The organism is Sphingobacterium sp. GVS05A, assembly GCF_019969845.1.
In the GTDB taxonomy this organism is placed as follows: domain Bacteria; phylum Bacteroidota; class Bacteroidia; order Sphingobacteriales; family Sphingobacteriaceae; genus Sphingobacterium.
In genome coordinates this window covers 508,220-520,783 of record NZ_JAHXYR010000003.1, presented here as the reverse complement: position 1 = coordinate 520,783, position 12,564 = coordinate 508,220, and the positions used below count along the sequence as shown (strand labels likewise).

Genomic DNA, 12,564 nt, shown 5'->3' with positions numbered 1-12,564 from the left:
TTACTAAATTTCATGTGCAAATATTATTCATCTATGCTTGTTTTCATTGGCATTTATGAATGTGCTGCCTTTTGTTTTTAAAGGCTACATGGAATATCCAATCTTTTGATCCGTATGTACCTTTTTTAATTGGATATTTCGCTATTCCCTCTTACATAGACCTCAATATGATTTTAATGTCCACTCTATCAGATAGTGTGCCAAAGAATGCTTCATGGCAAAGGTATTACTAATTCATTCAAATGTGTGCATTAAACCATGAAAATGTTTGCCTATCCGACATTAAACCCGTTCAATTAAACAGACAGCGTAGGCGACAACCCCCTCTTGCCGGCCAATGAAACCCATTGTCTCGTTGGTCGTTGCCTTAATGGAAATATCATCTATATCTAGACCGGTCACTTCAGCTAATTTGATCTTCATTTGAGGAATATAAGGTTTGATCTTGGGTGCTTCAAGGCAAAGCATGGCATCAATATTACCGAGTTGATATCCTTTGGCCTGAATCAAACCCATACACTCTTTCAACAACAGCAAGCTACTAATCCCTTTCCAACGCATATCTGTATTGGGAAAATGGTACCCGATATCCTCTAAGTTTGCTGCGCCCAAAATGGCATCACAGATAGCATGCACCAAGACATCGGCATCTGAATGACCAAAAGCTCCAGCATGATGTTCCAACTGCACACCACCAACAATAAATGGGTGTCCTTCTTTTATCTGATGAACATCAAACCCAAATCCAACCTTAATCTTCATTATTATAATTATATTATGAGAATACGTTTTTCAACGTAATAAATAAACTCGTTCTACGCCATTTATCCTGTAATAGCATACTAGCATACTTTCCATCATAAGCTGGTTATTTGCCTCAAGGGCCTGTCTACGCTTATGACGTTTCGTTGCTACGAAGATACCATTTTAGTGCCGATATTTAGAAACGGAGTTTAGCATCTAGTACCGTGCTCCTGTAAGAATACGAAGTGTTAAGAAATGTATTAAAATCACCAACGACCATGAAAATCGACTGAAGATTCTTTTTAGCCAACAAACTAATCGTAACAAACTCATTGATAACCCAATAAAAAAAAATACGAATCAATAAAAACAGGCTATGCAGAAAAAACAAAAGGGCTATTTCATCGGAAATAGCCCTTTTTAATAATTTATTGTCTGTTTGTTTTACGCAGAGCCTCAAGAAAAGGGTCTATGCTTCCACTTCTTCAGGCGCGAACTGATCATACACCTCTCCGAAAGCATCATAGTCCTGATCACCGTTAGGCTCAAAAACCTGAATATCTTTGGATCTCGCGAAATCAACAATCTCAGTATTGACATTTTCATCAGCTACGACAACCATATCCGTAAAGTGCAATGCACCTTTATAGATTGCTTCATAACTACCATCGCCGTACACTTGTGCATCTGCAGCTTTAAAAGCACCCTCTGGTGCCATTTCAGCATACTTTGAACCCAATGTGCCTTTAAATTCTTCGTTAAACAAAGAATACATCACTTTTGCATCCTTAAATGTAGGATCATCTTTATACGTTGTTTTCACGTAAGCAGGTACCAAAGCAGAGAACCAGCCATGACAGTGTACTACATCGGGCGACCAGCCTAATTTCTTAACAGTTTCCAACGCTCCTTTACAGAAGAACACCGAACGCTCATTATTGTCTGCAAAGAATTCGCCATGCTCATCACTAAAAACTTTTTTACGCTGAAAGTAGTCCTCGTTATCCAAGAAATACACCTGCATCCGAGCTGCAGGCAGTGAAGCTACTTTAATAATTAGCGGATTATCATTATTATCCACAACAATGTTCAAGCCTGAAAGACGAATCACCTCATGCAATCTATTTCTACGCTCATTGATATTCCCAAAACGAGGCATCAAGATACGGATTTCAAAACCCTTCTCTTGCATCGCTTGAGGCAGTTGACGTGTAATTTCAGAAATTTTGGTTAATTCGAGGAAAGGCGACATCTCGTGAGTAATAAACAATATCTTCGTTTTTGCCATCTCCAGTTATTTTTATTTATTATTTTCGAACAGTAAAATCGGTCTACAAAGGTACAAAAAAAATACTTACCATGCAATTTACTATCAATCATCGTTTTATATTCCCAAAATAATATGCAACTTTGCGAACAAAAAACTATTCAGCAAAGTGGAAATTTTCAAAACGAAAGCATCCCTCCAAGCACATCTCCAAAAAGCACGCTCGGCAGGTAAAAAGATAGCCTTGATCCCCACCATGGGAGCACTTCATGAAGGACATTTATCGTTATTAGATTATGCGAAACCCATTAGTGATATTCGTGTTTGTAGCATTTTTGTTAACCCTACACAGTTTAATGACCCCAAAGACCTAGAAAAATATCCGCGTCCAATTGAAAATGACATCAAGCTATTGGAATCCATCGATTGTGACATTTTATTTATGCCAAGTGTAGAAGAAATGTATCCCGACAAAGATGAAAATTGGCATATTGATCTTGGTGAATTGGATCAAATCTGGGAAGGTGAAAAACGTCCGGGTCATTTTCAGGGTGTAACACAGGTGGTCTATAAATTGTTCATCTTAGTACAACCCGATATCGCCTGTTTTGGACAGAAAGACTTTCAGCAAGTGATGGTCATCAAACGCATGATCGAGATCAAAGATCTTCCAATCCAATTGGCAATCTGTCCCATCATCAGGGATCAACATGGCTTAGCGCTAAGTTCAAGGAATATGCGCTTGAGCGAAGATGGAAAAACAAAAGCCCTGGCACTTTCCCGTTCATTACAATATGTGAAAGATCATATTTCGGACAATGCCAGATTACAAGAAATTAAGAATAATGCTTTAGCGATTTTGACAGATACTGCAGGAGTAACCGTCGAATATTTTTCAATCTGCGAAAGCAGCTCCTTACAAGAAGTCCAACAGATTGATCCAAGCAAGCAACATGTTGCGCTTGTCACAGCATGGGTAGAAGGTGTCCGTCTTATTGATAATATGATATTAGCTTAATAAAAAAAACTCTACCTTTGCGCCATGGTAATAGAAGTAATGAAATCCAAGATTCACCGCGTGAAAGTCACACAGGCGGAATTGAATTACGTGGGTAGTATCACGATAGATGAAGATTTGATGGACGCTGCAAATATCATCGCTAACGAGAAAGTTCAAATCGTAAATAATAACAATGGGGCCCGTCTGGAAACCTATGTCATTCCAGGACAACGCGGATCGGGCACGATCTGTCTAAACGGAGCTGCGGCTCGTCTAGTGCAGGTTGGCGATATTGTTATTATTATTTCATATGCTACAATGGATTTTGAGGAAGCGAAGCAGTTTAAACCGTCTTTAGTATTCCCGGATGACAACAATCATTTGATCAGATAGTATTGAGCCACATGCGCAATACTTAATAATAATTTTATCAGGAATACTTATATACTGCTAAATAAAAATCGTATTTTTGAAGCGTTACTCTAACAAGTAGCGCTTTTTTATGCAATCGAAAATAACAAGAAATCTGCGTCAGCTTATCGCATCATTCCAATTGGCTTTGATGTCGCTGATTATTCTTTCGGGTGTTATTTTTATGCACAAAGAGGTAAAATCAAATGGGGAAATCGTGATGCACACGCACCCTTATGATTTTACAAAGAAAGAAAAACCTCAAGAGACCGACGATCAGATCGATTATCTGAATGTCATTTATCAAAACAATTACGTACAGACCGATTTCATTATTCTCGAACTTCCAGTACCAAAGGAAATTCAGCTAACGGATTATTGTTCGATCTGCCCAGAAGTTACCAACACCACAAGCAGTCCTTATTACCTCCGGGGGCCCCCTTGCTTAGCATAACACAATTCATTTTATTCTGACGTACATCCAGTGAAACAGGTTAAGACAACGCTTTTAGCACTTGTCGTTGTATTTATTTTCAGGCTCGCCGGAACAGAGTTAAAGGCTTTGGTTTCAATAGACCATAAGTACAAAAATCGATGTCTTCATTTTAAAAAAGAAAGTGGACGAATTCCGCTCATATACTTATATCATAGCATCTTAGCACGTTTCAAGACGAAGGTATGCCCTAGCTATACAATAAACCCAATGGACGAGATACGAAAGACGAGTATCAAACCTAAGGCAAAAAAGTATACCCTATGGGAGCTATAAGCTTGTGCAGCCAAGATCTCAATACGAAATACTCAATACGATAAAAATGCTAAAGCAATACACGTTACTGGCTACACTATTGGCCGGAACATCCTCAATATATGCACAGTCACCATTGGAGGGATATTTATTCAATAAAAACCGGGAAGCCATTGCTTCGGGGACATTGACTATAAAAAACAGCAAATCAGCCACCACATCGGATGCTGATGGACACTTTAAATTCAACACCATCGTTACCCCAAAAGTAACGTTAAACATCTCCGCCGTGGGCTATCGTTCGCTGACGAAGGTAATCGCTTTGGATACCTTAAAATCACCATTACAGATCCAGCTCGAAGAAGACAACCTTAATCTCGATGAGGTGGTGGTCTCCGCAACCCGTTATGGTGTAAAACGCAAGGATGCACCTGTTGTAGTCAATGTCATCGGCCCCAAACTATTTAATGCTACACAGTCTGTAGCGATGTCTGAGACACTGAATTACCAGCCCGGCGTCCGTGTGGAAAACAATTGTCAAAACTGTGGCTTTTCACAAGTTAGGCTCAATGGTCTGGAAGGCCCATATTCACAGATATTGATTAACAGCAGAGCTGTATTTTCGGCGTTAAACAGTGTCTATGGATTGGATCAGATCCCCACCAGTATGATCGACAGGATCGAGGTCGTGCGCAGTGGCGGCTCAGCACTATTTGGAGCCAATGCCATTGCCGGAACCATCAATATCATTACAAAAGATCCCGTCGAAAGTGATTGGCAGGTAAAGTCCACCAATTCACTGATTGGTGGCAAAAGCTGGGATAATACCGTAGACTTCAATACATCCCTTGTTGCTGAGGACCTAAATACCGGTGCAACATTTTATGGTATGCACCGCAATAGAGAATCCTATGATGCCAATGGGGATGGGTTTTCGGAGATCACCAAGCTTCGAAACACCACCTTTGGTACCAAATTATTTTACAAACCAAGCGACCTCGATAAAATTACGGTAGATTTTAGCACAGTCAATGAATTTCGTCGTGGCGGAGACCAACTCGATAAGGCCCCGCATCTGACCCAGATTACCGAACAGTTGCAAACCAGTTCTATCGTTGGTGGAATTACTTATGACCGTTATTCCGAAGACTTTAAACACAAGATTTCGGCTTATGGTTCCGTCCAGAAAACCGTTCGTGATAGTTATTATGGCGGACTTGGTGGCGGGACAACACTAGCAGACAGTACGCTAGCATCCAATTCGTATGGAAAGACAAACGATATTGCACTGGTTGTGGGAAGTCAGTATACCTACAATTTTGAAAAAGATGTGTTTACTGCAGGGGTGGAGTTCTCCTACAATGACACACAGGATGAAATCCCCGGCTATAAGCGGACAATTGATCAGCAGAATAAAGGATTGGGAACCTATGCTCAATACGAATGGAAGCCCTTTGAGACATTTAAAACTCTGATCGGTGCCCGATACGATTATACCTATGTCGATGGCAAATACAGCTTGGCTGGGATAAACCGTAGTTCGGATCAACGTTTCGGAACATTCAGCCCACGGTTAACGATCCTATATGATCTGACAAAAGATCTACAGTTTAGAGGTGGTTACGCACGTGGCTTCAGGGCGCCACAGGCATTTAATGAAGACATGCACGTGACTTCCATTGGTGGCAACCAGGTATTTGTCCTGATCGGTGAAAACTTGAAAACAGAATATTCCAATGCCTATACTGGATCGTTTAGTTACAATAAGAATTTTGGAAATGTACAAACGAGTTTTCTAGTTGAAGGCTTCTACACCGACCTCAATAATCAGTTTGTCAATATAATGGCATCACAGAAGGATGGTTTGATCATTCAGGAGATGCAAAATGGCGAAGGTGCTCGTGTATATGGTTCCAACATTGAAATCAATATTGCTCCGTCATCGTGGTTATCGTTTCAAGCTGGCGGAACAATCCAACGCTCGCGTTATAAAAAAGACCAGCTGATCTACGAAGGTAAAGACGATTCGCACGATATCTGGACAAAGCAATATGTGCGTACTCCTAATGTTTATGGCTATATGAATACAAATCTGAAAGCGACGAAGCGGTTCGCTGTCGACCTGACAGGAGTATATACAGGCAAAATGATTGTACCACATATCCAGCAAGATATCATGACGCTCAAAAACGCACGTGATTTTGTTGAATTGAATCTTCGTCTGGGCTATACAGTACCTGTGCACAAGGATTTTAGTATCGAATTTTTTGGTGGCGTACAGAATATGTTCAACGCCTTTCAAAAGGATTTTGACAAAGGTGCATTACGGGATTCGGACTATATCTATGGTCCTACACGTCCACGAACATATACCTTCGGTCTTCGGGTAGGACATTTTCATTAGGACATGCGTACTGGGATAAATTTCCCATAAACAAAAGGAGAACAATGAAATATTTTAGGAAAATAAGCATCCTGATGATCAGCTTACTTTATCCGCTCTTCCATTTTGGGCAAGAGCGGATAAATTGGGTCAGCTTTGAACAGCTCGACTCCCTGCTGGCTGTAGCACCACGGGAGACCCTAATTTTTATCCATACCGATTGGTGCAGCTATTGCCGAAAAATGGAACGGGAAATATTTACAAAGCCGGATCTTGTTGCAGTAATCAATAAAAGTTACTACGCGGCCCAACTGGATGCAGAATCTGTGCAGAAAATTACCTTTGATCAGAGCATCTGGAAAGCAAAATCCGGCAAAAAAAGAACTGGACAGTATCATGCGCTGGCCTTACAGCTATTAAGTGGAAAACGGATGATTTTCCCGAGTATTCTTCGATTTGACAACGAATTCCGCTTAAAAAATATACAACAAAAATACCTGAACTCAAAAGAGTTAAATGATTTTTTAGAATAATTTAACATATTTGTGTAGCGAAACCAAGCGATAGTGCGTTTTGAGTTTTATAATTAATACACACTTTAAGAAATTATGAAAAATATCACGAAATTTTTGATGGGGCTTTTATGCCTTGGAATGATCTTCACTTCCTGTAGTAAAGATGACACGGATTATAATGCTATAGAGGAGAAAATGAGGCAAGAACTGATCAGACAATACAAAACCAAGAAACAGCAAGCACAAGCAATAAAAGATTATGCAGCTACAAAGTTTACTAACCCTAAATTCTCTTCTGACTCAACAGGGATATGGTATGAAGTCATCAGTGAAGGTACAGGTGATCCATTTGACTATACTACAAGCATTCCTAAAATCAGTGTAAACTATAAAGGTGAACTGATCGATGGAACTGTTTTTGCAGCGACAAAAGAAGGAACACCAGCTAACTACTCTAATTTAGTATACACATACAGGGAATCAACACAGGGACAGTATCTAGGCGGATGTTGGTATTTTGCATTCGTTCCTGAATCTGTAAATAATAATGGTACTGACCAAAAAGTATATGGCTTACTTCCAAAAGGATTGAAAAAAGGATCTAAAATTAGACTGATTACACCATCCGTATGGGGTTTTGATAACAGAGCCTACAAAATTGGTGATGGTCCATCAATTCCTGCTGATTCTCCATTGGTATACACCATTGAAGTAGTAAATATGGAGAAAGCTACTTCAAATTAAAGCACACATTTTATTCTAGAAAGCCATTTTTATTATAAAAATGGCTTTTGTGTGAAAAATCATCAATAACACTATGAAAAAATTATTATCGCCATTATTCTTGGGAATTGCAGCCTTTACTCTCCTAGTTGCAAGCTGTAGCAAAAGTGAAGATGCTCCTATTTATGACGCAGAGGGGCAATTTAAGACGGATTCTACACTGCTTAAAAATTATGTCGACAGCAAATATCCTAATGCACAATACGATTCTGAAAAGGGAATCTGGTATGAAATTTTAGCCGAAGGTGCAGGAAATTACCAATATAAAATCGTGGACACTTTAAATGCCAAACTCTTTAAAGTTCAGCCAACTGTAAAATATACTGGTAGACTATTAAATGGTAGTATTTTCGACCAAACCGAAACTGATAAAACAGCGAGCTTTGAGATCCTCACCAATACCGGTTATTATTATCCTTTTGAGAGCACGATTATACCTGCTTGGACATTCGCCTTTGCACCAAAGAAAATTGGCGACTTGAAACTAGGGGGACTGACCGAAAAAGGACTTCAAAAGGGTTCCAAGATTCATATTATGGTTCCTTCTAAATGGGGTTATGCAAACCGTGCAATGGGAAAAATTCCAGCTAATTCTCCTTTAGATTTTGTTATCGAAGTTGTAGATATAAAGTAATTTATTCACTAATAACTACAGAGTCCAATTATCAATGGCCTCTGTAGTTTCTTATTCATTTCGATATAAACGATAACCTATTTTTTTATTACACCTAGCAGATAATAAAAAACTTTTCGTATTTCTACTAAATAGGCTTTCTTATCTTCAAATTGACTTTTAGCCCTTGACCTACATAACTGTTACCTCCACCTTTAAAAGCCCCCCATTTTACGTAGTAAAAATCTAATTTTCCTCCCTTCGTATATACTATTGGGTAAATGAAGTCAAAGCTATTACCAGCATTTGTTACAGGCCCATTGAAATATGGACCAACTCCAACTTCAGTACTACTCTCGTAATTTGCTTTTATCCAAATAAAATTACCATCTTCCCCTGTTGGAATATACCTAATAAAAGCTTTAAACTCTATTAAAGCATTTCTACTAGGATCATTAGGATCATAATAATAACCAGTCTGTGTATTTGAATACAAATCCGCAGGAGCAAAGCCCCCGCCTTGAAGTTCATTACTGCTACGGAACAAGTTAATGTTACCTGGAAGAACATTTGACATTCCAGAAAAAGGCTTTCTACTTGAATCGAAAGATAATATATCAAATTTAACAAGACAATACCAATTACCATCTGCTCCCTTTCGCGCTTCCATGATCTTTGAAGCCACAACCCGATCTGAACTATTTGCTAAATATAAAGGCTTGTTAGTTGGGGTTCCTTCGAGCGGTAATTGGTTTTGTTGAGAGAAGCTCTTAAATGAGATCAAAACAAACAAAAAAAATACAAAATTTTTCATTAATTAAAATTTAAATTGTTATTAATACTGTTTTATAAACTAGGATTTCAAATTTTGAAACTTATAAATGATGTTTAATAGAAAATATCTTCCAATAAGATTTGTTCTCGACTCCCTCCTAAGCAAGAAATCATTTTTCAAATTCTTACTCTGTTTCATCTGGTTAAACAGATCAAAAACATTTAAACTGGCCTCCAGCCGGCCTTTTAAGTACTTCTGGGATAGTGTCATATCTGTACGACTATTTTCAAATGAGATCCCTGAAGAGTTAGTTACATTGTATAGGTTACTAATCTCAAAATTAAATAGAGCAAAATAATTCAACTTACCAGTAGTTGAAATACTATGACTCAGTGTCCGAAAAACACTAGACATTTGAGATTCTTCGGCACTCGTAAATCTGTTATTATTTAAAGAAATATTATACAAAACATTAGCCGAAAAGGTATTGCTATAATAAAATGTATTTATATTAGCCGCATATGTAGCAGATTTATCCATAAAATTCTCATTATTTATATACCGATCTGTAGCACTAGTCGAATAAGATAATCCGTTCTGCAAACTCAAATTCGATATAAAAAGATTATTTTTGACGTAGGTTAATACAAGATTGGAATTTGGACTATTTGTATTTCTAGAGTTAGCATAAGATAACAGTCTAATCCCTTTAATAAAACTTACCCCGGAAATAATAGTATCATTATTCAAGAGGGATAAGTTCTCTATAATTTTATCTTTATTTAATGATGTTGAAAAACTTAGATTTAAATTATCCGCGTTTTTAAGTTGATAGTTAGAACTCCAGTTAAAATTAAATACAGATTGATTTTTCAGATCAGGATTGCCAATACTTGAATAATTGTCAGACAATATTACATTTGTTGGATTTTTTTGGAAAAGTGTAGGATATATAATTACTTTTCCAAAAGTAAACGTGTTATTTAAACGAGACTTTAAACCTCTAATTATCAAAGAAGAATTATATAATAGGCCTTTGTTTCGCATTGTTGATTTGTCTTCCAAATCATTTTCAAATCTATTGTTCGACCTCTCATAATAAATATTTGTATGAAAATCAAAGTTAGATTTTGACCACCTAAATGTTGTCCCAATATTTTGAATTTGATTCTTTAGTTTGACCTCTACCGATTCTGCCGAATTTATTTGATTTACTGATAAAGCATTTGAACGATTAAGATTATAATACAAGTCTCCCAGAAAGACCTTGCTAAAATTAAACTTCAAAGACATTTTAGTTTGAATATAATCACTTTTGTTACTGCTGGATAAACTATTGAAAATACTGTCATTTTGATAATTATTCCCATTGACGGATTTGTTTTGTCCGAACGAAACACTTGTAATCAAAAAAAGATTATTCTTATAAAGCTTATAACCAACATTTATTCCACCGTTGTATCCCTCTACTTCAGACGAATCATTCGAAAGAAAATCGTTAGTTGTGTTATTTAAATTACTATTTCTATTCTTGAAGGCATCTTTTTGAGCACCCAATGTTACATCAAAATATAACTTATCGAACACCCGATTTAACGTAGAATTAACATTAAAGCTTCGATTGAAACTTTTTTGAACTCTCTCAATACCTCCGTCATTTATCGACGCCTGCAATACCGCTAAACTATCAATATAGTAATCTTTGGAAAGGATATTATTATGAGTATAGCCAGCCTTTATAGAAAGGTCTCCATTTTTAAACTTAGTTGTATTTTGAACCGAAATCTTGCTATTGACCACTTTATTCAAATTTTCCCCAACATCCGCTCCCCAATCCCAAGAATTGTTATTCAAGTTCAAATCAAACAACGTGGTTGTATTATTTTTGAAATAAATTGTATTTCCAATAAAATCGTATTTCCGCCGGAAATTATATTTCATCCCCATATTTCCTAACACACCAGATATTTTTCCATTAGGCGTACGAAGATCAATTGAATTGATAACAATATTCTCATTCCCCCAAAACTTATTCAATGGATCTGTATATGGATCTAAACGAAAAGAAGACAAAATACTCGAAGGAAACATTTTCAACAATTCAATTGGTGAAGTGAAATTAAAAACCTGGCCATTAACCTTTATCGTTGTTAACAATTTTCCTTGATAATAAACACCATCATCTTCAAATCTAAAGTTAGAATCGTTTTTTAATAGATCATAAGCTGTCGAAAAGTGTTTTCTTTTTAAGCTATCTACAATTATTGTTTTATATTTCCTAGTAATATCAACAGTATCTAAAATATTTTCCTTTATCGTATCTTTTTTACTCAAACGGCCACTGTTGAAGGAATTATTAGTAACCTGACTTAAAGACAAGGTAGAAAAGAAAATAAAGAAAAAAATAACAAAAACAATTCTCATGAAAAGCACAGAAATTCAAAATAAATTAAAAGCCGCTTGATATCTTCAAAGCAGCTTTTTAATTTAATTAGAAGGTTTAGCTGTCACTAAATCAACTTGTAAATATTCGCCATGTGGACCATTCATGCCTAAAGGAAAAGCCTGCATTCTCACGAGCCAGCCTCCAAAGAAAATATTCTTGATAATAAATCCTTTTTTATAACTATAGCCTATATTGTACATTATATCAAACGTATTGCCTCCGGAAACACCAGGTGTAGGTATACTATTGCCCCCAGGATTAGGAACTATGCCAACTTGAGTAGCTGTTGCATAATTAGCTTTTAGCCAAATAAAAAAGCCTTTTTCGCCAGTTGGCATATATTGGTTGTAACTCTTATATTTCGAAACTTCATTTTTACCTGGCACATTAGGATCGTATCCGATAAACTTATGATCTGACCTATAGTATTGTTGACTCTTTTCATTAAAATAAATAGCTTCATTCAAAATATAAACGCCGTTAATGAATGAAGGTTGCTCGTAATAATTAAATCCTGGTCTTGTATTTTTAATATTCAAAGCCTCCAATTTCACTAAGCAATACCAATTACCATCATTGCCTTTTCTTGCTTCAACAATTTTTGTCGCCTGAAAATTATCAGGAGATGAATAGTTATATATTGGAATATCTGCAGGTGCATAAACGAGGGGCATACTGCTCTGAGCAAGTAATGACGACATAACAAACATCATCAAGAAAAATAATACAATGTTTTTTTTCATAATTATAAAATAAAGTGAATAATACGATGGTTCAAATATATAAAATAAAAATTTAAAAGAAACATATTTTCAATAAAAAAATTAAAAAATATAACATAAAAAAATTACAAAAGAAAAATTTTAAAAAAATAACACC

General features: G+C 36.6%; 12 protein-coding genes. 7 read left to right on the top strand and 5 right to left on the bottom strand.

What is annotated here, in order from left to right:
- Positions 1–282: 282 nt before the first annotated feature.
- Together ispF and LC454_RS09785 are read right to left on the bottom strand one after the other, a co-directional pair.
- Positions 283–762 carry a 2-C-methyl-D-erythritol 2,4-cyclodiphosphate synthase gene (ispF, locus tag LC454_RS09790; RefSeq protein ID WP_223581907.1) on the bottom strand — a complete coding sequence of 160 codons (480 nt, stop codon included), beginning with the start codon at positions 760–762 and terminating at the stop codon, positions 283–285.
- Between the two features lie 451 nt (positions 763–1,213).
- Positions 1,214–2,032, bottom strand: a complete 819-nt coding sequence (locus tag LC454_RS09785) for a glycogen/starch synthase (protein ID WP_120260175.1) — start codon at positions 2,030–2,032, stop codon at positions 1,214–1,216.
- A 148-nt stretch (positions 2,033–2,180) separates the two neighbouring features.
- Between LC454_RS09785 and panC the strand changes: the two genes are divergently transcribed.
- From panC to LC454_RS09750, 7 genes are all read left to right on the top strand, one after another.
- On the top strand, positions 2,181–3,029 hold the full coding sequence (gene panC, locus LC454_RS09780; RefSeq protein ID WP_223581906.1) for a pantoate--beta-alanine ligase: 849 nt from the start codon (positions 2,181–2,183) through the stop codon (positions 3,027–3,029).
- 24 nt (positions 3,030–3,053) lie between these two features.
- The gene (gene panD / locus LC454_RS09775) at positions 3,054–3,404 is read left to right on the top strand and encodes an aspartate 1-decarboxylase (protein ID WP_104383850.1); all 351 of its coding nucleotides are present in this window, start codon (positions 3,054–3,056) and stop codon (positions 3,402–3,404) included.
- A 109-nt stretch (positions 3,405–3,513) separates the two neighbouring features.
- Positions 3,514–3,876 (top strand): hypothetical protein, encoded by a 363-nt coding sequence (locus tag LC454_RS09770; protein ID WP_223581905.1) that lies wholly within the window; start codon positions 3,514–3,516, stop codon positions 3,874–3,876.
- Positions 3,877–4,237: 361 nt separating this feature from the next.
- Positions 4,238–6,574 carry a TonB-dependent receptor plug domain-containing protein gene (locus LC454_RS09765; protein ID WP_223581904.1) on the top strand — a complete coding sequence of 779 codons (2,337 nt, stop codon included), beginning with the start codon at positions 4,238–4,240 and terminating at the stop codon, positions 6,572–6,574.
- 44 nt (positions 6,575–6,618) lie between these two features.
- Complete coding sequence (locus LC454_RS09760; protein WP_223581903.1) at positions 6,619–7,086, top strand: thioredoxin family protein; 468 nt, start codon at positions 6,619–6,621, stop codon at positions 7,084–7,086.
- Positions 7,087–7,161: 75 nt separating this feature from the next.
- Positions 7,162–7,812 carry an FKBP-type peptidyl-prolyl cis-trans isomerase gene (locus LC454_RS09755; protein ID WP_223581902.1) on the top strand — a complete coding sequence of 217 codons (651 nt, stop codon included), beginning with the start codon at positions 7,162–7,164 and terminating at the stop codon, positions 7,810–7,812.
- A gap of 73 nt (positions 7,813–7,885) precedes the next feature.
- Positions 7,886–8,485 carry an FKBP-type peptidyl-prolyl cis-trans isomerase gene (locus tag LC454_RS09750; protein ID WP_223581900.1) on the top strand — a complete coding sequence of 200 codons (600 nt, stop codon included), beginning with the start codon at positions 7,886–7,888 and terminating at the stop codon, positions 8,483–8,485.
- A gap of 127 nt (positions 8,486–8,612) precedes the next feature.
- Here LC454_RS09750 and LC454_RS09745 read toward each other — a convergent pair whose 3' ends face one another.
- The 3 genes from LC454_RS09745 to LC454_RS09735 form a co-directional block, all read right to left on the bottom strand.
- On the bottom strand, positions 8,613–9,278 hold the full coding sequence (locus LC454_RS09745; RefSeq protein ID WP_223581898.1) for a hypothetical protein: 666 nt from the start codon (positions 9,276–9,278) through the stop codon (positions 8,613–8,615).
- Positions 9,279–9,317: 39 nt separating this feature from the next.
- Entirely contained in the window at positions 9,318–11,663 is a 2,346-nt protein-coding gene (locus tag LC454_RS09740; RefSeq protein WP_223581896.1) for an outer membrane beta-barrel family protein, read from the bottom strand.
- A gap of 63 nt (positions 11,664–11,726) precedes the next feature.
- Positions 11,727–12,428, bottom strand: coding sequence for a hypothetical protein (locus LC454_RS09735; RefSeq protein ID WP_223581894.1), 702 nt, complete (start codon positions 12,426–12,428; stop codon positions 11,727–11,729).
- Between the last annotated feature and the right edge of the window lie 136 nt (positions 12,429–12,564).

Coding starts and splice junctions, on each gene's coding strand:
- ispF (WP_223581907.1), bottom strand. CDS start 762: ATGAAGATTAAGGTTGGATTTGGGTTTGATGTTCATCAGATAAAAGAA.
- LC454_RS09785 (WP_120260175.1), bottom strand. CDS start 2,032: ATGGCAAAAACGAAGATATTGTTTATTACTCACGAGATGTCGCCTTTC.
- panD (WP_104383850.1), top strand. CDS start 3,054: ATGGTAATAGAAGTAATGAAATCCAAGATTCACCGCGTGAAAGTCACA.
- LC454_RS09770 (WP_223581905.1), top strand. CDS start 3,514: ATGCAATCGAAAATAACAAGAAATCTGCGTCAGCTTATCGCATCATTC.
- LC454_RS09765 (WP_223581904.1), top strand. CDS start 4,238: ATGCTAAAGCAATACACGTTACTGGCTACACTATTGGCCGGAACATCC.
- LC454_RS09760 (WP_223581903.1), top strand. CDS start 6,619: ATGAAATATTTTAGGAAAATAAGCATCCTGATGATCAGCTTACTTTAT.
- LC454_RS09755 (WP_223581902.1), top strand. CDS start 7,162: ATGAAAAATATCACGAAATTTTTGATGGGGCTTTTATGCCTTGGAATG.
- LC454_RS09750 (WP_223581900.1), top strand. CDS start 7,886: ATGAAAAAATTATTATCGCCATTATTCTTGGGAATTGCAGCCTTTACT.
- LC454_RS09745 (WP_223581898.1), bottom strand. CDS start 9,278: ATGAAAAATTTTGTATTTTTTTTGTTTGTTTTGATCTCATTTAAGAGC.
- LC454_RS09740 (WP_223581896.1), bottom strand. CDS start 11,663: ATGAGAATTGTTTTTGTTATTTTTTTCTTTATTTTCTTTTCTACCTTG.
- LC454_RS09735 (WP_223581894.1), bottom strand. CDS start 12,428: ATGAAAAAAAACATTGTATTATTTTTCTTGATGATGTTTGTTATGTCG.